Source organism: Corynebacterium sp. KPL4035, assembly GCF_037908325.1.
GTDB classification, from domain to species: Bacteria; Actinomycetota; Actinomycetes; order Mycobacteriales; family Mycobacteriaceae; genus Corynebacterium; species Corynebacterium kefirresidentii.
Window position 1 is genome coordinate 113587 of record NZ_JBBMGF010000006.1, and the last position, 20515, is coordinate 134101.

The window sequence follows — 20515 nt, forward strand, 5'->3', positions numbered from 1 at the left end:
CCTCAGCATGCCGGTGGTAGAGGACAAAGACAAGGTCTCTGACAGTGATGTCCAATCTGGATTGCAAGAAGAGACCGTGGAAGAAGGAAATCTTGGCGAGGAAAAGCGTGGAAGGTGGGAGCGCTTTAAAATTTGGCGGAAAAAGCGTCCTTTCGCTGGCGGGCTTTTATTAATTCTTTCCGGGGTAGTTATCGCCGCCCCTGCCTATATAACGATCCATATTTCGGATCTACTGGTGATGATCTCTACCGTTTCCGGTGTTTCTACCCTGCTCATCGGTGCCCTACTTATCATGTTTGGTTTAGGGGCTTGGTTTAGGCAGGAAACGGCAACCTACGTTGGCGTGCTGGGAATTCTAGTTGCAATCGTTGCTTTGCCGACCTCCAATATTGGAGGGTTTGTTATCGGCTCGCTCTTGGGGATAATCGGCGGCGCACTCACCTTTGCTTGGCAGCCTAGAGAACGGGGAAGGGTAAAGGGCTGAGTATGGGCACCCAATCTTTCAAACAGTTGTTGTCCCATTCGTCGCTTGCTCTAAAGACTAGCGCGGCCGTTGTGGTGTGCTCCGCAGCAGTTGTGTGCGCCGTAAGCGACCCGGAGGAATCCAGTGCCCAAGAAGCTTTGGCCTTAGCCCAGTCGGAGCACAGCATCGTCACCGCAGACAAGGTCACACTGACTGGCAACGTACGCGCTTCGCTTGTGACTGTGACTTCCGTGAATGGTGAAGAGCGAGCCTTGAAACTCGTGGGTGACAAGTTGGTGGCACGCGGACTTTCTTTGACTCTTCCTGGCGCTACGGGGCAGGGAAAATTGACTACTGGCGACGCCGAGACAACCGTGACGGATGGTCCGGTCACGGTTCTCGCTTCGGGACTGAGGGCCACCCCTGCTGTTGAAAATACGCCAACAATTCCGGTGGACATTGATCTAGGGGCCGAAAACGTCAACGATGTGCTCGACCAACTGGGGGTGCCCAAGCCACACTCAGTTCCGGACGCTAACATTCCTGACCCCCTCATGGATCACATTGCGCTCGAGGACGTCACCATGGAGCTGGTGAACCTCACCGGCCATAAGTTCAACGCTCCCCGAGTTCAATTGAATATAGGCGGGTAGCAGCTCGCAGCCTTTAGCCTTGGGCGAACTGGGATTGATGCAGGCGCCAGTACGCCCCCTGGGCATTGAGCAGATCGTCGTGCGAGCCCTGTTCAACGATGGTGCCGTTTTCCATGACGAGGATGAGATCGGCATCGCGAATAGTAGACAAGCGGTGGGCGATGACGAAGGAGGTGCGATCTGCGCGCAGTGCGTTCATCGCTTCTTGGACGAGTACCTCAGTGCGGGTATCGACCGAAGAGGTGGCTTCGTCGAGAATGAGCAGCGCGGGCTGGGCCAAAAACGCGCGGGCAATGGTGATGAGCTGGCGCTCGCCGGCCGAGATGGCGCCGCCGTCTTGATCGATAATGGTGTCATAACCATCGGGCAGGGCGTGCACGAAGCGGTCAACACAAGTTGCCTTTGCAGCGGCGATGACCTCTTCGTCCGTTGCGTCCAAGCGGCCGTAGCGGATGTTTTCCATGATCGATCCCTTGAAGAGGACAGCATCCTGGAGCACCATGCCCACCTGGGAGCGCAGCGTCTGGCGGGGCATGCGGGCGATATCGTGCCCGTCAATGAGAATCTGACCGGCGTCTAATTCATAAAAGCGCATCAGCAGGTTGACCAGGGTAGTCTTGCCTGCGCCGGTGGGGCCGACAATGGCCGCGGTCTGGCCGGGCTCCACGCGCAGGTTGAGGCCGGTGATAAGTTCCTTATCCTCCGAGTAGGAGAAATCAACGTCTTGGAACTCAACGAGTCCGCGGGCGCGGCCGGGGAGGTCCTCGTCGGTGGTGTCAGGGGCTTGTTCTTCGGCGTCGAGAAGCTCAAAGACGCGTTCGGCCGAGGCCACGCCGGATTGGACCTGCTGCATCATGCCACCAAGCTGGCCCAGCGGCTGGTTGAACTCGCGAGAATACTGGATGAAAGCAGTGGCTGCGCCCAAAGTCATGTGGCCATTAGCCACGCGCAGGCCACCCAAGACCGCGATGGCAACGTAGGACAGATAGGACAGGAACTGCATGATTGGCATCATGCTGCCGGAGAGGAATTGTGCTTTTGCCGCGGAGCGGTAAAGCTCTTCGTTGCGCTTATCAAATTCCTCCGTCATTGCTTCTGTGCGGCCGAAGACGATGGCAAGGTCATGGCCGGAGAAGGATTCCTCTACCTGGCCATTGAGCTGTCCGGTAGAGCGCCATTGCGTTTTGAATTGGCGCTGTGAGCGGCCGCCGATGACCCCGATGACTAGTGCGGTAAGCGGCAGAGCTAGGAGAGCAACCAGTGCGAGCTGCCAGGAAACACTAAACATCATGATGGTGATGCCAATGACCAAAAGCGCGTTATAAAACAGCTGCGACAGCGCTTGCTGCAGGGCCTGCTGCACGTTGTCGATGTCATTGGTCGTGCGTGAGAGGATATCGCCGCGTTGCTGGGAATCAAAGTAATTCAACGGCAGCGCATTAATCTTGGCCTCTACCTGCTCACGCAGGTCAAACACGGTATCCATGCTGATCTTATTGAGGATGGCCCCCTGCCACCATTGGAAGCCGGAAGAGACGATATACATTGCGATAACGGCAATGATGAGCGTACCCAAGCGGTGAAAGTCAATGCCATCGCCCGGGATGAAATCCATGGCGGAGGCCATGTCTGCGAAGCGGTCCTGTCCTTGCGCACGCATGCCATCGATAGCTTGTTGGGCGGTTATATCGGCGGGAAGGTTACGGGAGATAACTCCGGCGAAGATGACATCCATGGCCTTGCCCATGACCTTGGGTGCCACAACTGCCAAAAAGATACAGACAATATTCATCGCTGCTACGGCCCACAGGCGACGCTTGTATGGGGCAAGCAAGGAAAAGAGGCGCTTGATGGAGGGCCAAAAGTTTTTGGCTTGGCGCGGAGCAGATTCGCCCATGGGGCCGGTGGAGCGCTCCGTGGACTCGGCGGTGGAGGCGGTATTTTCAGCCATTAGTTCGCGCCTCCTGCAGCAGCGGCGGTTTCTTGGGAATCAACAATTTCTTGGTACACCACGCAGCGCGCGAGAAGTTCCTCGTGCGTGCCGCGGTCAACAATGCGTCCGGCATCGAGTACCAGGATTTGGTCGGCATCGCGAATGGATGCCACGCGCTGGGCGACGATTATGCTGGTCACCGGTTGCTCACGCTTAGCGAAGGAAGCCTGCATTGCGGCGCGTACCTTGGCGTCGGTAGCCACGTCCAGCGCGGAAAAGGAATCATCAAAGAGGTAAACCAGCGGGCGGGCGACCAGCATGCGCGCGATGGATAGGCGTTGGCGCTGGCCGCCGGAGACATTGGTGCCGCCTTGAGCGATAGGCATGTCTAGGTCCTCCACGAAATCAGCCTGGGCTACACGCAGCGCCTCCCAGAGCTCCTCATCGGTGGCTTCGGGGCGGCCAAGGCGCAGGTTCGAGGCCACCGTCCCACTAAACAGGTAGGCCTTTTGCGGTACTAGGGACACGCGCTGGACGATGTCCTGGCGGGCCAGGGAGGTCGTCGGGGTGGCGTCGATAAGCACCTGGCCTTCCGTGGGAACATATAGGCGCGGGATAAGGGAAATTAGGGTGGTTTTGCCCGAGCCGGTCGAACCGATGATGGCCGTGGTAATTCCGGGCTGCGCGGTAAAAGAAATATCCTCTAGCACCGGTGCCTCTGCGCCGCTATAGGAAAAGCTGACATTGCGAAATTCCACCGTACCGGCGGAAGTCTCCGGCGTTGTCGTGGACTCCGGTGGGGTAATGGACGGCTCATGGTTGAGAACTTCAGTGATGCGGCGGGCACAAATGATGGCGCGCGGAAGCATCATCGCCATGAATGTTCCCATCATTACCGCAGCGAGAATTTGGAGGAGATATTGCAAGAATGCGGTGAGGGATCCGACATTGACCAATCCCTCGTCTACGCGATGGCCACCAAACCACAGCACCGCGCCCGTGGCCACGTTGAGGATCACCGTAATGAGCGGAAACATCACCACGAAAAGGCGGCCGATGTTCAAAGATAGCTGGGTAATTTCCTTATTAGCCTGGGTAAATCGCTCGGTTTCATACGCCTCACGCACGAAGGCGCGCACCACGCGAATGCCGGTAATTTGCTCGCGCAGGGTGCCATTGATGGCATCCAGCTTGTCCTGCATGATGCGAAAGAGTGGCATGAGACGGGCAATGATGACGGAAATCGTGCCGAGCAATACTGCTACGGACACCCACACCAGCCAGGACAGCCCGGCGTCTTCGCGCATGGCCATGATGATGCCGCCGATGGACATGATGGGCGCGGTCACCATGAAGTTGAGCATCATCATATAGACCATTTGCACCTGCTGGACGTCATTGGTGCCACGGGTGATAAGCGTAGGCGTGCCGAAGCGGCTCATGTCCTCGGTAGATAGGGAATTAACGTGGCGAAAGACTTGGCTGCGCACGTCTCGGCCTACGCCCATGGCGGTGCGGCTGCCGCACCATACGGCGCCAATGGCGGTGATGACTTGGGCAAAAGCAACGGCAAGCATGATCCTACCGGTGTGCCAAATGAAATCCACATCGCCTTGGGCCACGCCTTCATCAATGATCTTGGCATTGAGCGATGGGAGATAGAGTGTGGCGGCCGTGGAGAGGGCCTGAAGCACGAGCACTACTATGAAATACGGCGTGTATGGTGCCGACCGTCGTATGAGAATGCGAACCAGATCCATGGACTCGCGCCCCTTTCCTTGCCGTGGCTGGGTAGCCGTGCAAGTTTATATCTAGGGTGAGCGGGGCGCTAGTCTGAGTCTTCCTTTAAATCCCCACATGCGCCAGCTGCGCGCGGGTGATGACGCGGTGCCAATCCTCGAAGTCTTCGAGGGGAGCGCACAGCCCTTCCCAGGTAGTTACGGCGACGCCTCGGGCCTTGAGCTCGAGAATGAGCAGATCGCGGTCGCCGGCGGCAGAAAGGCGGTGGATTTCGTTATGGGTGATATCGCCGTCGGGCCCTACGCGCACGTTGCCGATGAGACGGAGCCGGGGAGTGGTGCCGGGGCCGCAGTGGGCTCCTGAGACGGCGTCGGCAAGCACGCCTGCAAGGCCGGCAAAGCGTCGAAGTAGACCGAATGGTGCGGTACGTTGAGTAATGAGGTCCACACACATGCCAGCGCTGATAAGTTTCTCGGCGGTGGATAGGGCCGCCGGCCCCTCCCCGATGATGGCTATACGCTGCATGGAAGTGCCTCCTTGTGTGGGGCGTGGACACCCCGCAATAGACTGTCTTGTCTGTAAATCTAGTCCGCTTGGTACGGATTGGAAACTTTTTATTCGCAGCTCCCGCCAAGCTCAGCGGCTTTTCGCGCATAATCTCCTGCACCGCCTTGGGGTTTTGCCTAATGTGTGACGGCATGAACCCAACAACGAACCTGCTGGACGGTGGCAAGAACTACCGTGACCCCAGCATCTCCCCGGAAGGCACGCGGGATACCGCGCCGCTGGACGCCGAGGTAGCCGCGCGCAACCAGCAATTGGTAGACCAGTGGGCGGATAAGCTGCACGATGCCTCTGCCGAAACCGTCACCGAATGGGCCGCCGAGCACGCTCCCGGCCGCCTTGCGGTGACCATGTCCATGGAAAATACGGTCTTGGCCGAGCTCGCCCACCGTGCCGGGCTCGATGCGGACCTGCTGTTCATCGATACCGGCTGGCACTTCCCGGAAACCCTTCAGGTGGCCGATGAGGTAGAAAAGCGCTACTCAGACCTGCCCCTGGTGCGGGTGCTGCCGCTATTGAGCCCAGAGGAACAAGACGAGGTCTACGGCCCGCGCCTTTATGCCCGCGATACCGCGGCCTATAACCGCATGCGCAAGGTGGAACCGCTAAATATGGCGATGGACCCGTATGCCGGCTGGGTTACCGGCCTGCGCCGCGCCGATTCCGAGCACCGCGCCACCGCCCCGGCGCTGAGCTTGGATCGCACCGGCCGGTTGAAGATCTCGCCCATCATCACCTGGGATCTAGACGATACAGACCGCTATATCGAGGACAACGACCTCATCATCCACCCACTCACCCTGCAGGGATACCGCTCCATCGGCTGCGCCCCGCTGACCTTCCCAGTTGGCGAAGGCGAAGATGCCCGATCCGGGCGCGTATTTGCAGACGGCAAGGCAGAATGCGGGTTAAACGAATAATGAGCACACTTTCCCCGCACCTCAAAGACCTTGAAAACGAGTCTATCCACATCCTGCGTGAGGTGGCCGGCCAATTCGACAAGGTAGGCATCCTCTTTTCGGGAGGCAAGGACTCCGTCGTTGTCTTCGAGCTGGCCCGCCGCGCCTTCGCGCCGGCCACGGTTCCGTTCGAGCTCCTCCACGTCGATACCGGGCATAACTTCCCCGAGGTTATTGATTTCCGCGACCGCCTCGTGGAAGAATCCGGTGCCCGCCTGCACGTCGCCCGCGTCCAGGATTGGATCGACCGCGGCGACCTCCAGGAGCGTCCCGATGGTACCCGCAACCCGCTGCAGTCCGTGCCGCTGGTAGAGACCATCGCCGAGCGCGAGTATGACGCCGTATGTGGTGGCGCCCGCCGCGATGAGGAGCGCGCCCGTGCCAAGGAGCGCATCTTCTCCATCCGCGATTCCTTTGGCGGCTGGGATCCTCGCCGCCAGCGCCCCGAGCTCTGGGATCTGTATAACGGCGGCAAAATGGCCGGCGAAAACGTTCGCGTATTCCCCATTTCCAACTGGACCGAGTCCGATATTTGGGAATATATCGGCGCCCGCGAACTCGAGCTGCCCTCCATTTACTACTCGCATGAGCGCGAGGTATTCAAGCGCAATGGCATGTGGCTAGCCCCTGGTGAGTGGGGCGGCCCGGCTGAGGGCGAGGAGCTGGAAACCCGCACCGTGCGCTACCGCACCGTAGGCGATATGTCCTGCACCGGCGCCGTGGAATCTACCGCATCGACCCCGGATGAGGTGCTCGCGGAGATTTCCATTTCTACCCTCTCAGAGCGCGGCGCCACCCGCGCCGATGACAAACTCTCCGAGTCCGCCATGGAGGACCGCAAGAAGGAAGGCTACTTCTGATGACGACTACCCTCGCGCCGAATGTCGGCGCCCTCAAGCAGCGCGATACCCTGCGCCTGTGCACCGCCGGCTCCGTCGATGACGGCAAGTCCACCTTCGTCGGCCGCCTGCTCTATGACACCAAGTCCGTGCTCGCGGACCAGGTCGAGTCTATGGAGCGCACCTCCACTGACCGCGGTTTCGACGGCATGGACCTTTCCTTGCTTGTCGACGGCCTGCGGGCCGAGCGTGAGCAGGGAATTACCATCGACGTGGCTTATCGCTACTTCGCTACGGATAAGCGCACCTTTATCCTCGCCGATACCCCGGGGCACGTGCAGTACACCCGCAATACGGTCACCGGCATGTCTACCTCCCAGGTAGTGGTGCTTCTTATCGACGCCCGCCATGGCGTCGTCGAACAAACCCGCCGCCACCTCAACGTCGCCGCCCTCCTTGGTGTGCGCCACGTGGTCCTCGCGGTGAACAAGATTGACCTCGTGGACTATGACGAGCAGGTCTTTCGCGATATTGAGTCCGAGTTCAACCAGATCGCCGCGCGCTTAGACATCACCGATACCACCGTGGTGCCGATTTCCGCGCTCAAGGGCGATAACGTGGTTGAGCGTTCCTCTAATATGCCCTGGTATACCGGACCGACCGTCCTCGAGGTGCTCGAGACCGTCCCCGTGGCCACTGGCCGCGCCGATGAGCTGGATTTCCGTTTCCCCATCCAGTACGTCATCCGCGAGCACGCCTCCGATTACCGCGGCTACGCCGGCCGCGTGAAGGCGGGGTCCATCTCCGTGGGCGATGAGGTCCACCTGCCCGAGGGACGCACCAGCACCATCACCCAGATCGACACCGCCGACGGCCCCGCCGACTCCGCCGCCACCGGCGACTCCGTGACGCTCTTGCTTGCCGATGACATCGATCTCGCCCGCGGCGATCTCATCGCCGGGTCCCAACGCCCCGCGGCCACCCGCGAATTCGATGCCACAGTCGTTGGCCTGACCGAAAAGGACATCAAGCCCGGACAGATGTTCAAGCTGCGCTACGGATCCTCCCTGGTCAAAGCCCGCATCGCCGCCATCACTCGCACCCTGGACCTCGATGGCGTTTCCGATGTTGAGAACCCCGAGTCCGTCGCTATGAACGACATCGCCCACATCACCATCCAGACCCAAGCCGAGCTCCCCGTCGAGGACTACGCCGCCCGCGGCGCGGTGGGCAACTTCCTGCTCATCGACCAATCTTCCGGCAACACCCTCGCCGCCGGATTCGTGGGCCACCGCCTGCGTTAGTTGTTCTTCGTGCCGCTGCTGCTCTCACTTCTGTCACCGCGCATCATAATGATGCCCGTGATTCCGAGCAGCAGTGGCGAGGAGATCCCCAGCACCGTAGTCCCCACTACGACTAGGTTCACGATCAGCAGAAGAACCGCCGCCACCAGCGCGAAGACTCCAAATTTCTGTTGAAACGTCATCTCCTTCATTCCTACCTCTCCTTCCGCCACAAAACGGCCACGCTAACTACCGCCAGCTTTCCGCGAAAGCCCATAACGTGTCCACTCAATGGGCTCGCACACCCGTGGAGGCTTCGCATCAACATAACGCTGGCCGCTCTTGGACTTAAACAAGCACGCTTCGCCTCGGCCTAGTACGGTGGTACGTCCCCAGACATAATTACCTTTTGCGCGCCTTCATCCCAGCGGAAACCGGCTTGGCTCTTCCCTGATGCTGCAGCGTTGCTCTCACCATCTTTTGGCCAGCGGTAGGTAACTGCAATTTCGGAATCATTTACTCGGCTAATTCGCGGAGAAAAGCCATATGCCTTAGCTGTTGCCGTTCCCAGATACTCACCATTGTGGAAAAGCAGGATGTGATACGGCGAGGAAACAGTTGCCCCTTCAAGCGTTACAGTAATCCATGAAAGAGCTGCACATGGATCGTATTGAGAGGAAAAAGGACCCCACGGGGCATCAAGTCCCGGATAAGGCTCTACCTGCGGTATAGCCTTTTCATAGGCGGTCTCGGCAGTATCTGAGCCGCACTCAGAAGACCCGTCGTTGCCCTTACCTCGACGCGGCGTGCTCTCTTCCTGCTCCTCCTCTGGAGGAACTTCCGTGACGGTAGTGGTCTTTCGGGAGGGCTTTTCTTCGGTCTTTTCGTTAGCAGAAGAAGTAGCTCCATCCGCTTCTGAAGTGGCTTCCCTCGCGGCAGAGAAGGTTGGTGAATCCCCTGAATCTCCGGAACCGCTTCCACAAGCTGCTAAAGAAAGGCAGAGGACGCCGACGCTAGCTAATGTTGCGGCGGAGCGCGAATGACGTATGAAGCGGGGGCGGGTATTCAGCATGATCTGGCTTCCTTCCACGGAGCTAATCGTAGGGAGCTGTGTTACTCCCGAGAGTAGCAACAGCTCCCATCAAGAAACGCCGAAATGCCGTTGTGAGCTTCCTTCTATCCCGTGGGCGGGACATCTCCAGACATAATCACTTTTTGCGCACCTTCATCCCAGCGGAAGCCCGCTTGGGTAGTCCCCGAGCGGTTGGCACTTCCTTCGCCCTCACGCGGCCAGTGGTAGGTCACCGCGATTTCGGAATCACTCACCCGCTCAATGGTGGGGGCGAAGCCATAGGGCTTAGCCGTTGCTGTGCCCAAGTATTCGCCGTGGTTAAACAGCATGATATGGAAAGGTGAGGAACTGCTTCCTCCTTCAATCATCAGAGTCTCCCACGATAGGGAAGCGCAGGGGTCGTAGCCGGAGGAGTCGAAAAGCTCCCAGCCAATGGTGCCCCACAGGGGCACCTGCGATACGCCCTGAGAAAAGGCGGACTGTGCATCACCAGAACCGCAAGACATGTCGGACTCTGGTGCGGCTTCCGGTTTGGAAGCGGGTTCTTCGTCGTCTAAGAGGACATTAGGTGGCACCGGGCGCGTGGAGTTTTCTTCCTTCGCAGCAGGGGGAGAGGATGTTTCTTCCTGCTGGGCATCTGTGTCTTCTTTTGTTGTTGACGTCGTCGCAGTGGCCATCGAGGGCTCCTGTGGCGTGGAGTCTGGAGATTCTGCAGTACAAGCGGTGAGGACAAGGCCTGCAAGCAAGCTGCATACCGTTAGCGGACGCTTAGGCATCGTCCGCTGCCTTAAGACCCATGGTCTTGCGAATAGACCAAATGAACTCGCCCAGTACGAGTAGGAGCGGAGTCGCGATGAGGGTCTTAATTATCGAGGCAGCGAAGTCAGCGGTTCTCGCTTCGAGATTTGAAGAATCAAAAAGCAGGCTCATCGCGGTGGCGTCGCCAGCAGTGTTGGCTAAGGAAAGGCCGCGAATACCGGCTATCAGCCACATCAGCAGCAAGATTCCCCAAATTACGCACCACATGATGGACTGGCAGCGTTGGCGGGCGGGGGCGACCGGGAAGGCCATATTGCTGAAGTCGACGGTGAATTGCTTTTTGGAGCTACTGAAACCGGTGTTGTTGGAGGAAGCCTGCTGGCTAGCGGTGTGGGCAGGCCATCCCTGTTGTGGTTGCCGTGTATGTGCGGCGGTGTATCCGGGTGCAGGAGTGTAGGTGCCGGTTGCTTCTGGGGATGGTGCTTCGTGCTTGGCTGCAGGGCTAGTGGAATCAGTAGCACTTGCAGGAGGTAGAGCAGCGATATTGCGAATGCGCGCGATATCTACTTCTGGGCCGGTGGGGTTGGCGATTTCCTCGTCGTACTTCGTCCGGCGGTTTTTAACAGAGAAGATCTCTCGAGCGGTGGTGAGCTCGTCGTGAGCTGCCGCATTTTCTGGGCTTAGTTGTGCCAGCTTGGCGTCGATATCAGCTACCAGCTGAGAAGAGTCTGCGGTGGGGTCGAGGGAGAGAGAATCGTAGAGGTTGTAGTGAGCCACGAGGGAATCCTTTCAGGTGTAAATCGGAGGTGACAGATGTGGGAAGGAGAGTGATAGGGAAGGAATATTGGGGGACTAGCAAGGGTCGGAGAAGTCCCCATCATCGTTTAGGGAACGAGCGTTGCCGCCATATTGTGCTTTGAGGGAACAGACTTTGTCCACGCTGTAGCCAGCGTCGTAGTAGATGGCGTAGACGGATTTTCCGTCCACCGTATTGCGAAGGGAGCTGCAGGCCCCGCCATAAAGAATCTTGGAGCCGGGGTACTTATCTTGAATTCGAGAGGTCTCAGTATAAGGCTCTGGGCCGCTGATGAGCGCGGATTCGACAATGAGGATATAGCGACCATCGCACTTACCGTTCCACTTACCGGCCCAAGCAAACTCGTCTGCTGCTGGTTCCTCGTCGTCTTCTTCAGCTTCTGTTGAAGTGTCGCCTTCATCGGTGCAGAGCGTGACCTTGTCAAGGAGGGGAAGCGGTGCTCCTGCGTCTTTAAGCTTGTCTTGGTCATAGCATCCGATATCGGAAGGCCATGCTCTTCCATCCGTATCGTATTTGTGCCAAGCATTGTCGGTCCAATAGTACAAGGAGAAATTTGCAGTTCCGTCCTGACCGACAAAAAGCCATGAGTCATCGCAGTACTGTTTAATTGGTCTTGTCCACGAGCTGAGCTTCTCATCTGCGAAGTCATTGCATTTTTCGTATTTGGTGGGAGCATTCGCCGAAGCGGCGTTGTTAGCCTTGCCCTCTGTCTTCTTTTCCGCATCTTCATCGGAATCGGTCGAAGAAGACTTTTCAGAGGTTGCTGAATCTGAAGGTGAAGACGTTGTGGCCATTGTCGCGGCCCCTTGGTCGTCTCCGGAATCTTGTTTATTTAGCAAGGCCCATGCACCAGCGCCTACAAGCGCGAGTACGGCGAGAACCGCAACCACGATTATGGTTAGTCGCTTGCCTTTGCCGGTGGATTTTGCCTCTGGCTCCTGTGTAGGGGAGGCGGGGGAGGAGGGTGTACCCCAAGTTTGAGTGTTGTCCGAGGAACCAGGGTTTGAGGAGGAAGGTTCCGGTCGGCCCCAAGCATTGTTATCAGTCAAGGGCTGGACTCCTATGTGCGTTGGGTGAAATAGGAAAGCGAAAGAGAATGGAAAGCTAAGAATCAATCCGCGTCATACTATAGGCACAGGAGTTGCATAAATTCTTCTAAAAGGTGTCCTGAAGGGGTAAGTTTAGTCAGTTCGGATGGTAGTAAATGTAACCCGAATGGATTAAGCTAGACATAAATGGATGAATCTAAATGACCTATAAAAGTCACCGAGGCGAGTTTGGGATATGGAAAATGCCTACACAACCTTGCTAGGAAACATTCAGGCTATACACAGAACGGTTGGGTCCATCCTGCACGGTGGACAATGTCCGGCTTAAGCCCAAGCATGACCAAACATTATTTCCCCAATGAGGGGGAGAAAGGAGCCCTCGTGGGGCTGGACCGCAATCTCAACGCCGCGGAATTGCACGCAACTCGCAACCGGGTGAGTGTGTCCCCGGATCTCATCCGTCGCTTGGGTGGTGCCCTAGGCTATGACGCTATCGAGGCCTTCGGCTCCGAAGCACAGTCGGAATTGAACCAGGTCTTTGATTTGGGAGACATCATCGATCTGATGCTGCTTAGCCAACTGCCGGATATGGAGGTCGCGCCGGGAGTGGAGCAGAAGGTGGAGGGGGACGTCGCCAAGCAGCTGCTGCGGCGCATCAGTGCTGGTGATTACTTGACGCGCCAACAGGTGCATGACCGCCTGCCACGGGCGACGGTGATGCTCTACCGCATGGGGCATCCGCGGCTGTGGGCTTTTGCCGCGCGCCAGCGCCTGCCCCAGGACGCGCACAAGGCAATTCCGGGGTCCTTTCACCGCGATATCACCGGGCCGTATACGACGCCGGAAGAGGCATGGCTGGGCATGTACGTGGCAGATGCTACGCGCCTGGGTGAGCTAAATACGCAGGTAGAAGATGCGGGGCTAGACGAGGACAGACAACAGCGCCTGCGGCTGGGTATGAGCCTGGCTGATACCTACCGGCAAGTTTGGAGCTCCGCGCGCGGTCATTGGCGCGTCAGCCCCCAGACGCGCTACATCGTGCCTTCGCGCTTTGGCTATTGCCCCTTTGTTTTCCGTGTGGCCGAGGGTGGGTGGCGCCGCGATTCCTTCGATGGGAGCCACGATCGCTTTATGGCCACTGAAGGCTATTGGATTGATGTGGAGCGCGAGCGGCTCATTCACCTTGGCGCGCCTGATCCGCACGACGCCTGGCTACCTACGGCACAGGTGGCCGCCGAAGCCCCCACGGAGGCCGACCTGGCGGTCGCGCGCGTGCTCAGCGGGAAAATTATCGCACTCGGTGCTGGCCAGAAGAATATTACGATTCGCCTGCGCCAGAAGAACCGCACGTTGAACTTCGATTAGGGAGGGCAGGTATTCTCGCAGGCATGGAGAATCTCAACGGACGTACCCTTTTCGTCGCCGCTGTCGATGCGGAGGCCGCGCACATTCCGAAGGGCGAGCCCCTGCTCATTACTGGAATCGGCACGGTTCCAGCGGCCATTGCCTTAACGGAGGCTCTTGCCGACGCCCGCGCTAACGGCGCCCTTCCCGAGCGCGTGGTCAATATCGGCACGGCCGGCGCGCTTGTCGACGGCATGGCTGGTGTCTTCGAAGTAGGCAAGGTCACCAAACACGACTTCAAGCTCGAGGTGCTCACCGATATTAATCGCTACCTGCTGCCAGAGGTCATAGAGCTGGAGACCTCCGGCCGCTTGCCGGTTCGTGGGCTGGCCACGGGCGATATGTTTGTCTCCGATACCGCCCTGCGCACTGAGCTGGCCAAAAAATCCCAGCTCTGCGACATGGAAGGCTATTCCATTGCCGCAGTATGCCAGCGCTTCGACGTGCCCTGCACCCTGCTCAAGCAGGTATCTGATTCCGCGAATGAGGAGTCCAAGGGCACGTGGGCCAACGTCCTTGACCGTGGCGCGCGCCAGCTCGCCTCGGCGGCCACGGACCTAGGCTTTCTGCGCTAAAAACTAAAAGCGCGCCGGGGAGGGCCGGCGCGCTTGTGGCTGAGTCTTAGCTCAACGGACTCATGGACTGGTAGAGCTGCTCTACCTTATCGCGTGGAGTCTCGTCGTGTTCGTAGGTGACGTCGCTGAAGTCTTCAGGATCATCCTTGGAGCCGGTGATGATGTCTATATCTGAAGGATCGACTTCCCCGGAGCGCAGTGCAGCCATTTCGGCGTGGTAGCGCACGACAACCGCGATGGTTGCGGCCACGGGGACGGCGAGGAAGGCACCGACGATGCCTGCCAGGGTAGAGCCGACGGTGACGGAGAGTAGGACAACGGCCGCGTGCAGTCCCATGGCCTTGGATTGCAGCAGTGGTTGTAGGAGATTTCCCTCAACCTGCTGGACGATGATGATAAGGGCCAAGGCCAATAGTGCATTGGTCAGGCCATTGGATACCAAGGCGATAATAACTGCCAAAGCACCGGCGGTGACAGCACCGATGATAGGTATGAAGCTGGCGAAGAAAGTCACCACCGCGATGACGAGTGCTAGCGGAACTTGCAGAGCCCATAGGCCAAGGCCGATGAGAACTGCGTCCACCATGGCCACCGCGGCCTGCGCCTGGATAAAGCCGGACAGGGTCTTCCAGATGCGCGCGCCGAGCTCGGTAACGTGCCAGCCGGTGGAGTTGCCGGTGTATTTGCGCAGCCAAGGCAGGAACTTGTCGCCGTCTTTGATGATGAAGAAGGTGACAAATAGCATAATCAGTGCGGCCACAACGATGGAGCTGGCCATGGAAAAGCCGGAGATAACGCCGGTGGCGATGGTGGAGGCTTGGCCCTTGGCAAACTTGACCACGTCTTGGAGTACGGATTGCAGCTGGTCACTTTGGATATCGATGGGGGATTTTTCCACCATGTCCGTCAGCTGGTTAATGCCATCTTCGGCTTGGTTAATGAGCGTCTGGCTCTGGCTGGTGACAACCGGGGCCATGGCGGCAAAGACGCCGCAGAAGATGATGATGAGGCCGAGCAAAGTGCTCACCGCCGCGAGCGAGCGCGGGAATCCCTTGCCGCGCAGCCAGGCGCTGACTGGATAAAGCACCGTGGAGACAAGGATGGCGAGCAGGACAGGGAGCAGGCCTACCCAAATGAACTTGAGCAAATAGCCCGCCAGGGCCAGGCCGGCGACGATGAGTATAAAGACCACCGAGACCTTGGCCATGGTGCGGAAGTCCTTGGCCAGGATGGCAGACTTATCATCGCACTCGGCGGGGTGCTCGCTGGCGGCTTCTGCACCGAGATGCGCATCATCATAAGCGACTAGGGTATGCGAATCTTCCTCGCCTGGCTTCTGAATCTGCGTTGCGGTGCCTTTTTCCTGCGCAGACGGGCGCTGGGCCTCGTCGCGGGAAGATGAATTATGTGACGTAGACATTGCCTACCACTATGCCACATAAAACGCGCAGCGCATATACGAAAAAGGAGGTAGCGGCCCACGGGCGGGACGCTACCTCCAGGGAGTGCCTTTAATGCGGCGGGAGATTACTCCTCGCGCAGGTTACCCACGTTGCGGATGATGCCGAAGCGGTGCATGGTTACCGAGACTGCCTGCTCAAGGAGGTAAGGAATGAGCTCACGGCGGCCGTCGGCAAGCACGGGCTGGTCCAGCACCACGGAGTTGGAGCGCACTGCGGCCTCGTAGATGGAATCCGGCACGGTGCCCAAGGCGCGCACGCGGGAGGAGGGGGCATTGGCCACGTCGGTGGCAAAAGCCTCGTCGGTAATGGCCTTGATATCGAAACCGAGGTCCTGCAGCTGGGTAGCAACCTCCGGGGTGGCGGAGATTTCCGTTGCAGTACCGGTGATGGCGGCGGCCAGCACCTGGCGAGCAACTTCGCGCAGCGCGTAGCCCTCGCCCACACGCACGCGCAGTTTGGTCAGTAGCTGACGGTAGCGGAAGATATTGGCCTCAGAGACCAAACCGGTGCGGTCGTGGTTGCGGCCGAACTCCTCCTGCCAAGCCAACTGGTCCAGCTCAGCGGCGCGCCACAGCCAAGTGATGTCGTCCTCGGTGAGCTTGCCGGAGAGGTTATCGCGCAGGCGGTGCAGCGCGGCGAGGCTAGCAGGAGCGATGTCCACATTGCGTGGCTTGAGCTCGCCATCGGCCCATTCACCCATCTGCGCCACGTAGTTCGGGCCGCCGGCCTTAGCACCCGGGCCCATGACGGACTTCTTCCAACCGCCGAAGGACTGGCGCTGCACAATCGCGCCGGTAATGCCGCGGTTGACGTAGGCATTGCCCACCTCAACGTTGTCGATCCAGTACTCAATCTCGCCGTCATCAAGCGAGTGGATGCCGCCAGTCAGGCCATAGCCGGTGTCGTTTTGCCAGGCAATAGCCTCTTCCAACGTATCGGCGTACATGATGCCAAGGATGGGGCCGAAGCACTCATTCTTGTGGTACCAGGAGCCCGGCTGCACGTTATCGCGAATGCCCGGGGACCACAGGGTGCCTTCCTGGTTGAGCTTTTCCGGCTTGAGTAGCCACTTCTCGCCCGGCTCGAGCTGAGTCAGGCCGCGCAGGAGCTTCTCGCTTGGTTCCTCGGCCAAGCCGTTCATGGTCGTGGTGATATCAAAGCCCGGGCCCGGCTTAAGGGTCTTGACAGCATCCAATAGCTGGGTGCGCAGACGCTCGGACTTGCCTGCCGCGCCGACGAAGATGACCAGGGAGGCCGCCGAGCACTTCTGGCCAGAGTGACCGAAAGCGGAGTTGTAGAGGTCATCGATGGCCAAGTCGGGGTCTGCCGCTGGGGTGATAATGAGCGCGTTCTTACCGGAAGTCTCTGCCATGATGTTCATCTTGGGCTTCCAGGAACGGAAGAGTGCACCGGTATCGGACGCGCCGGTGAGGATGACATTGTCTACATCATCGTGGGAGAGCAGCGCCTTGCCGGCCTCGGCTTCATCGGTGAGCACGAGCTGCACCAAATCCGGATCCAGGCCCTGCGCCTCGAGGGCGGTGCGGAAGGCTTCCACCACGAGCTTGCCACAGTGAACCACCTGCGGGGCTGGCTTGACGATGACCGCCGAGCCGGCCGCCAAGGATGCCGCAATGCCGCCGGTGGGAATGGCGATGGGGAAGTTCCATGGCGGAGTTACCACGGTGACGGTGTGCGGGGTGAACTGGGAGTAAGACTCCTCCAGCAGGCGCGCGGACTGGCCGTAGTAGGTGCAGAAATCAATCGCCTCAGAGACCTCAGGGTCGGTCTGAGTAACGGTCTTATTGGCCTCATATGCGGCCACGGAGATGAACTTGCCGCGCTGGGAAGCAATCTCGTCCGCGACTGCCTCGAGGGCCGCGGCGCGCTCGGCGGCAGGACGCTTACCCCACTCGGTGCCGAGCTCCTTGGCGCGGGCGATGTGGCTTTCTACCGCGGCTGGGTCGGTGACCTCTGCGATGCCGTGTTCGCCCGGGTTGCGCTTGAGCGCTTCCTGTGCCCACTGGCGGTTCGGGGCAAGAGCCGGGTCAGTATCAGCCTCGTTGGTAAAGCGGCCGGTGCGCGGTGCCTGGCGGCCATCCTCCTCGAGGCGGTTCTGGGTGCGGCGGGCGCCAGCGAAGGTGTCCCAGCGCTTGGCGACGGCCCGACGGAACGTCTCTTCCTGGTCCGCAAGCGGCTCCTCGCCTGGGGCAAAGAGTGCGTAGAGGAAGTTCTGCGGCGCAGAGTTCTCCTCTAGTCGGCGCACCAGGTAGGACACGGCGACATCGAAGTCTTCTGCGTGGACAACCGGGGTATAGAGGATCTGGCGGCCGTCAAAGACCTTGCGCACCGCTGCCTGCTGCGCTGGGGACATGCCCTGCAGCATCTCCGAATCCATCATGTGCAGCACGCCGCGCTTCTTGCCCAGCTCATAGGCCATTGCCGCGGTATAGAGGTTGTGGGTTGCTACACCGATGCGGACGCTATCGGCGTACTCTTCGCGCAGGATAAAATCCAAAAGGCGGTAGTAGTTGGCATCTACGTCGAGCTTGTTGGTGTAGGTAGCCAGCGGCCAATCGTGGACCTCGCCCTGCACGGTTTCCATGGATAGGTTCGCGCCCTTTACAATGCGCACCTTGACCTTGCCGCCGCCCTTAGCCACGCGCTCCTTGGCAAAGTCAGCGACATCCTTGAGCGCATCGAAGGTATCTGGCAGGTAAGCCTGCAGCACGATGCCGGCATCCAGGGTGAGGAATTCCGGCTCGCTGAGCAGCTCCTTGAACAGGCGGATGGTCAGGTGGAGGTCGTGGTACTCCTCCATGTCCATGTTGATAAAGACCTTGTCGGTACGGTCGGCCGCAGCCTGGTACAGCGGACGCAGGCGCTCCTTGAGGCGCTCTACCGAGCCATCGATATCCCAGTGGTTAAGCTGGGCCACCATGGAGGAAGCCTTGACCGAAACGTAGGTTACGCGTGGGTTCTGGATGAGCTTGAGGGTGCGCTGCGCGCGGGACTTTGCCTCTTCCTCACCGAGCACGGCCTCACCCAGCAGGTTGAGGTTGAGCTGTTCGCCGGATTCGGCGGCCTTGTCCAGAATCTTGTTGAGTGCATCAGACTCGGCGTCCAGAACCAAGTGGCCAACCATCTTGCGCATGTACAGGCGGGCAACCGGCATGACCAGGTTGGGCAGGATTGGACCGAAGAAGCCACCGGCACCAACGAGCGCACCATTGATGCTGCCCAGGAACGACGGGTCATAGTGGGAGGAAATATCCTTCAGCGCGTGTGCGGCAACCTTGTCATCTTCTGGGCGCATGACGCGGTCGACGAAGTCCATGGTGAACTTCACGCCGTCGTCATCGCGCAGCAGGTCCGCGAGCTGTTCGGTGGCCGTATCTTCTTCGTCCGCAGTGGACTTCAACCAGTCGTGGGCGCGGCTAATCGCTGCGGGCAGGACTGCTTCCACATCATCAGAGATGGGCAAGCGGGTATTTGCAGGAGAAGTCATATGGGTTCTACCTCTTTTTCAAACGGGTCACATCCTAGACACAACTTTTCACTCGGGAGTGAAGGTAGATGTATCTGCGCCGGTCTGGAATTGCTGGGCGATACGGCGTCTGGATGGTGAGCGGTGAGCTATGTGGTGCTGCAGGGTGCAGCTGGGTGAGGAGCGAACACGCGGGTGCGCGCGACGCAATGTGAGGGTCGCAGAGATTCGTGGTGAAATGCGATGTTCAGCGGGCCTTTATGCGGGCCGAATGCGGACGGGAGGCCTATCGCTGCTGCGACGAACGCGCGCCAGGTTGGTGTTCAACACTCACCTGCTTTCTATGACGTGACTATAGGGGCAGAGGAAGAAACGTGAGCGGTATAGCGCTCTGACGTGCGGCAACCCTGCAGGTTCAGGTTCCTATTGTTGCCTAGGAAATACTATGAAGTTTGGTGTTGCCGTAATTATAGGGAAGTGCCAAACGTGATGCTAGTCTCCTTTGCAAATCGCTATGTGGGGGTAGAAAAACAAAAAATAAACCCCAGCATGTGGGGTTTAGAGGGGGTATTGACACATCCGGGGGTATTCCACCCCCGGATTGTCCAACAATCGGGGTCTAAGAACCGTAGCCAGCCTTGAGCGCCTTCACCGCCAGTTCGAGGCGGGACTTGGCATGGAATTCACTGAGCAGGGTAGATACATATTTCTTCACCGTGCCCGGTGCGTAGTGTGTGCTCTTGGCAATTTCTTCATTGGACTTGCCTTGGCAGACCAGGTCCAGAACCTGCTCTAAAGCAGGCGAAATGTGATGGTTGTCCTTAATTCTTGCGGTTGCGGCGGCCACATCGGCATCGCTTCCCTCAGTGTTCCAATCGGGAAGTTGCTCAAATAAGCGGGTGAGGGATTGCGGGGTGACAACCGTGCCGCCGCGTACAGCCTCGCGCACGGTATCCAAGATGTAGACCGGCTTGGAGCTTTTCAAAATATAGGCCGCAGCCCTATTGGACATGACCTCTTTGAGGGTCTCATCATTGTCCATCGCGGTCATCGCGACAAAGGCTGGCGGGTCTTCCATCTTGTTGACCTCGCGCAAGAGGGTAGTGCCATCCATCTCGGGCATATGGATGTCCGCGACAATGACGTCAAAGTCTTGCTCTTGCAATATATCGAGGGCGACCTTGCCATTTTCTGCGGTGGCGCGCACCTCCATGTCCTCGGCCGAGGCGAAGTAACGCCCCAAAGCTTCGAGGACAAGTGGGTCGTCATCGACGACCAAAAGGGAAGTTTTTACTTCACGCACCATGGTGCCGGGCAACCAAAAGCAATATCGACAGGAGATGCGTATGCCGTAGTCTCTGGTAGCTCACCAGGGGTGGGGCCGGCACCGAAGATGGAAGAGGACAACACGAATGGGGTGAGAAGAGTTGCGAGTGCGGCCTGCATCAAGGCGCT

The 20515-nt window shown here is 58.9% G+C and carries 19 protein-coding genes; 7 read left to right on the forward strand and 12 right to left on the reverse strand.

Translation table 11 applies throughout. The annotated features are described in order from the left end of the window. Nucleotides 1–7 precede the first annotated feature (7 nt). Together WMP96_RS07225 and WMP96_RS07230 are read left to right on the forward strand one after the other, a co-directional pair. Nucleotides 8–484: a DUF6114 domain-containing protein gene (locus tag WMP96_RS07225; protein ID WP_248100028.1), complete on the forward strand. Its 477-nt coding sequence runs from the start codon at nucleotides 8–10 to the stop codon at nucleotides 482–484. A gap of 2 nt (nucleotides 485–486) precedes the next feature. Continuing rightward, nucleotides 487–1116, forward strand: a complete 630-nt coding sequence (locus WMP96_RS07230; RefSeq protein ID WP_284835504.1) for a hypothetical protein — start codon at nucleotides 487–489, stop codon at nucleotides 1114–1116. Nucleotides 1117–1129: 13 nt separating this feature from the next. On the opposite strand, the gene WMP96_RS07235 is transcribed toward WMP96_RS07230, so the two are convergent. The 3 genes from WMP96_RS07235 to WMP96_RS07245 all read right to left on the reverse strand — a co-directional run bounded on the left by WMP96_RS07235 (nucleotide 1130) and on the right by WMP96_RS07245 (nucleotide 5314). Beyond that, nucleotides 1130–3067: an ABC transporter ATP-binding protein gene (locus tag WMP96_RS07235; RefSeq protein ID WP_340432633.1), complete on the reverse strand. Its 1938-nt coding sequence runs from the start codon at nucleotides 3065–3067 to the stop codon at nucleotides 1130–1132. Then, nucleotides 3067–4809, reverse strand: a complete 1743-nt coding sequence (locus WMP96_RS07240) for an ABC transporter ATP-binding protein (protein WP_301716260.1) — start codon at nucleotides 4807–4809, stop codon at nucleotides 3067–3069. Before WMP96_RS07240 ends, WMP96_RS07235 begins: the two co-directional genes overlap by 1 nt. 85 nt (nucleotides 4810–4894) lie before the next feature. Then, nucleotides 4895–5314: a methylenetetrahydrofolate--tRNA-(uracil-5-)-methyltransferase gene (locus WMP96_RS07245; protein ID WP_301716261.1), complete on the reverse strand. Its 420-nt coding sequence runs from the start codon at nucleotides 5312–5314 to the stop codon at nucleotides 4895–4897. Nucleotides 5315–5487: 173 nt separating this feature from the next. On the opposite strand from WMP96_RS07245, the gene WMP96_RS07250 reads away from it, so the two are divergent. Genes WMP96_RS07250 through WMP96_RS07260 form a run of 3 tightly spaced genes read left to right on the forward strand, consistent with a single transcriptional unit; the run spans nucleotide 5488 to nucleotide 8455 of the window. Next, nucleotides 5488–6273: a phosphoadenylyl-sulfate reductase gene (locus WMP96_RS07250; protein WP_340432636.1), complete on the forward strand. Its 786-nt coding sequence runs from the start codon at nucleotides 5488–5490 to the stop codon at nucleotides 6271–6273. Then, the gene (cysD, locus tag WMP96_RS07255) at nucleotides 6273–7172 is read left to right on the forward strand and encodes a sulfate adenylyltransferase subunit CysD (RefSeq protein WP_086588811.1); all 900 of its coding nucleotides are present in this window, start codon (nucleotides 6273–6275) and stop codon (nucleotides 7170–7172) included. Before WMP96_RS07250 ends, cysD begins: the two co-directional genes overlap by 1 nt. Further along, entirely contained in the window at nucleotides 7172–8455 is a 1284-nt protein-coding gene (locus tag WMP96_RS07260) for a sulfate adenylyltransferase subunit 1 (RefSeq protein WP_301716263.1), read from the forward strand. Before cysD ends, WMP96_RS07260 begins: the two co-directional genes overlap by 1 nt. Here WMP96_RS07260 and WMP96_RS07265 read toward each other — a convergent pair. From WMP96_RS07265 to WMP96_RS07285, 5 genes are all read right to left on the reverse strand, one after another. Further along, nucleotides 8452–8646, reverse strand: coding sequence for a hypothetical protein (locus tag WMP96_RS07265; protein ID WP_301716264.1), 195 nt, complete (start codon nucleotides 8644–8646; stop codon nucleotides 8452–8454). The two genes, WMP96_RS07260 and WMP96_RS07265, sit on opposite strands and share 4 nt — an antisense overlap. Before the next feature lie 161 nt (nucleotides 8647–8807). Beyond that, the gene (locus WMP96_RS07270) at nucleotides 8808–9506 is read right to left on the reverse strand and encodes an LppP/LprE family lipoprotein (protein ID WP_023020019.1); all 699 of its coding nucleotides are present in this window, start codon (nucleotides 9504–9506) and stop codon (nucleotides 8808–8810) included. A gap of 104 nt (nucleotides 9507–9610) precedes the next feature. After that, on the reverse strand, nucleotides 9611–10282 hold the full coding sequence (locus WMP96_RS07275; RefSeq protein ID WP_301716265.1) for an LppP/LprE family lipoprotein: 672 nt from the start codon (nucleotides 10280–10282) through the stop codon (nucleotides 9611–9613). Next, nucleotides 10275–11042 carry a hypothetical protein gene (locus WMP96_RS07280; protein ID WP_023020017.1) on the reverse strand — a complete coding sequence of 256 codons (768 nt, stop codon included), beginning with the start codon at nucleotides 11040–11042 and terminating at the stop codon, nucleotides 10275–10277. Before WMP96_RS07280 ends, WMP96_RS07275 begins: the two co-directional genes overlap by 8 nt. 75 nt (nucleotides 11043–11117) lie before the next feature. After that, nucleotides 11118–12131 (reverse strand): hypothetical protein, encoded by a 1014-nt coding sequence (locus WMP96_RS07285; protein ID WP_239206768.1) that lies wholly within the window; start codon nucleotides 12129–12131, stop codon nucleotides 11118–11120. A gap of 336 nt (nucleotides 12132–12467) precedes the next feature. On the opposite strand from WMP96_RS07285, the gene WMP96_RS07290 reads away from it, so the two are divergent. Both WMP96_RS07290 and WMP96_RS07295 read left to right on the forward strand, forming a co-directional pair. Beyond that, complete coding sequence (locus tag WMP96_RS07290) at nucleotides 12468–13496, forward strand: hypothetical protein (protein WP_301716266.1); 1029 nt, start codon at nucleotides 12468–12470, stop codon at nucleotides 13494–13496. A 23-nt stretch (nucleotides 13497–13519) separates the two neighbouring features. Then, nucleotides 13520–14110, forward strand: coding sequence for a nucleosidase (locus WMP96_RS07295; protein WP_239206764.1), 591 nt, complete (start codon nucleotides 13520–13522; stop codon nucleotides 14108–14110). Between the two features lie 46 nt (nucleotides 14111–14156). On the opposite strand, the gene WMP96_RS07300 is transcribed toward WMP96_RS07295, so the two are convergent. The 4 genes from WMP96_RS07300 to WMP96_RS07315 all read right to left on the reverse strand — a co-directional run bounded on the left by WMP96_RS07300 (nucleotide 14157) and on the right by WMP96_RS07315 (nucleotide 20506). After that, entirely contained in the window at nucleotides 14157–15530 is a 1374-nt protein-coding gene (locus WMP96_RS07300; protein ID WP_301716267.1) for an AI-2E family transporter, read from the reverse strand. 107 nt (nucleotides 15531–15637) lie between these two features. After that, complete coding sequence (locus tag WMP96_RS07305; RefSeq protein WP_340432648.1) at nucleotides 15638–19081, reverse strand: bifunctional proline dehydrogenase/L-glutamate gamma-semialdehyde dehydrogenase; 3444 nt, start codon at nucleotides 19079–19081, stop codon at nucleotides 15638–15640. A gap of 598 nt (nucleotides 19082–19679) precedes the next feature. After that, nucleotides 19680–20366 carry a response regulator transcription factor gene (locus tag WMP96_RS07310; protein WP_301716269.1) on the reverse strand — a complete coding sequence of 229 codons (687 nt, stop codon included), beginning with the start codon at nucleotides 20364–20366 and terminating at the stop codon, nucleotides 19680–19682. After that, nucleotides 20351–20506: a hypothetical protein gene (locus WMP96_RS07315; RefSeq protein ID WP_167371314.1), complete on the reverse strand. Its 156-nt coding sequence runs from the start codon at nucleotides 20504–20506 to the stop codon at nucleotides 20351–20353. The genes WMP96_RS07310 and WMP96_RS07315 overlap by 16 nt, the downstream gene beginning before the upstream one ends. Between the last annotated feature and the right edge of the window lie 9 nt (nucleotides 20507–20515).

What these genes read in the sequence shown, in the direction of transcription:
- WMP96_RS07225 (WP_248100028.1), top strand. Translation starts at nt 8, where the DNA reads ATGCCGGTGGTAGAGGACAAAGACAAGGTCTCTGACAGTGATGTCCAA.
- WMP96_RS07230 (WP_284835504.1), top strand. Translation starts at nt 487, where the DNA reads ATGGGCACCCAATCTTTCAAACAGTTGTTGTCCCATTCGTCGCTTGCT.
- WMP96_RS07235 (WP_340432633.1), bottom strand. Translation starts at nt 3,067, where the DNA reads ATGGCTGAAAATACCGCCTCCACCGCCGAGTCCACGGAGCGCTCCACC.
- WMP96_RS07240 (WP_301716260.1), bottom strand. Translation starts at nt 4,809, where the DNA reads ATGGATCTGGTTCGCATTCTCATACGACGGTCGGCACCATACACGCCG.
- WMP96_RS07245 (WP_301716261.1), bottom strand. Translation starts at nt 5,314, where the DNA reads ATGCAGCGTATAGCCATCATCGGGGAGGGGCCGGCGGCCCTATCCACC.
- WMP96_RS07250 (WP_340432636.1), top strand. Translation starts at nt 5,488, where the DNA reads ATGAACCCAACAACGAACCTGCTGGACGGTGGCAAGAACTACCGTGAC.
- cysD (WP_086588811.1), top strand. Translation starts at nt 6,273, where the DNA reads ATGAGCACACTTTCCCCGCACCTCAAAGACCTTGAAAACGAGTCTATC.
- WMP96_RS07260 (WP_301716263.1), top strand. Translation starts at nt 7,172, where the DNA reads ATGACGACTACCCTCGCGCCGAATGTCGGCGCCCTCAAGCAGCGCGAT.
- WMP96_RS07265 (WP_301716264.1), bottom strand. Translation starts at nt 8,646, where the DNA reads ATGAAGGAGATGACGTTTCAACAGAAATTTGGAGTCTTCGCGCTGGTG.
- WMP96_RS07270 (WP_023020019.1), bottom strand. Translation starts at nt 9,506, where the DNA reads ATGCTGAATACCCGCCCCCGCTTCATACGTCATTCGCGCTCCGCCGCA.
- WMP96_RS07275 (WP_301716265.1), bottom strand. Translation starts at nt 10,282, where the DNA reads ATGCCTAAGCGTCCGCTAACGGTATGCAGCTTGCTTGCAGGCCTTGTC.
- WMP96_RS07290 (WP_301716266.1), top strand. Translation starts at nt 12,468, where the DNA reads ATGACCAAACATTATTTCCCCAATGAGGGGGAGAAAGGAGCCCTCGTG.
- WMP96_RS07295 (WP_239206764.1), top strand. Translation starts at nt 13,520, where the DNA reads ATGGAGAATCTCAACGGACGTACCCTTTTCGTCGCCGCTGTCGATGCG.
- WMP96_RS07300 (WP_301716267.1), bottom strand. Translation starts at nt 15,530, where the DNA reads ATGTCTACGTCACATAATTCATCTTCCCGCGACGAGGCCCAGCGCCCG.
- WMP96_RS07305 (WP_340432648.1), bottom strand. Translation starts at nt 19,081, where the DNA reads ATGACTTCTCCTGCAAATACCCGCTTGCCCATCTCTGATGATGTGGAA.
- WMP96_RS07310 (WP_301716269.1), bottom strand. Translation starts at nt 20,366, where the DNA reads ATGGTGCGTGAAGTAAAAACTTCCCTTTTGGTCGTCGATGACGACCCA.
- WMP96_RS07315 (WP_167371314.1), bottom strand. Translation starts at nt 20,506, where the DNA reads ATGCAGGCCGCACTCGCAACTCTTCTCACCCCATTCGTGTTGTCCTCT.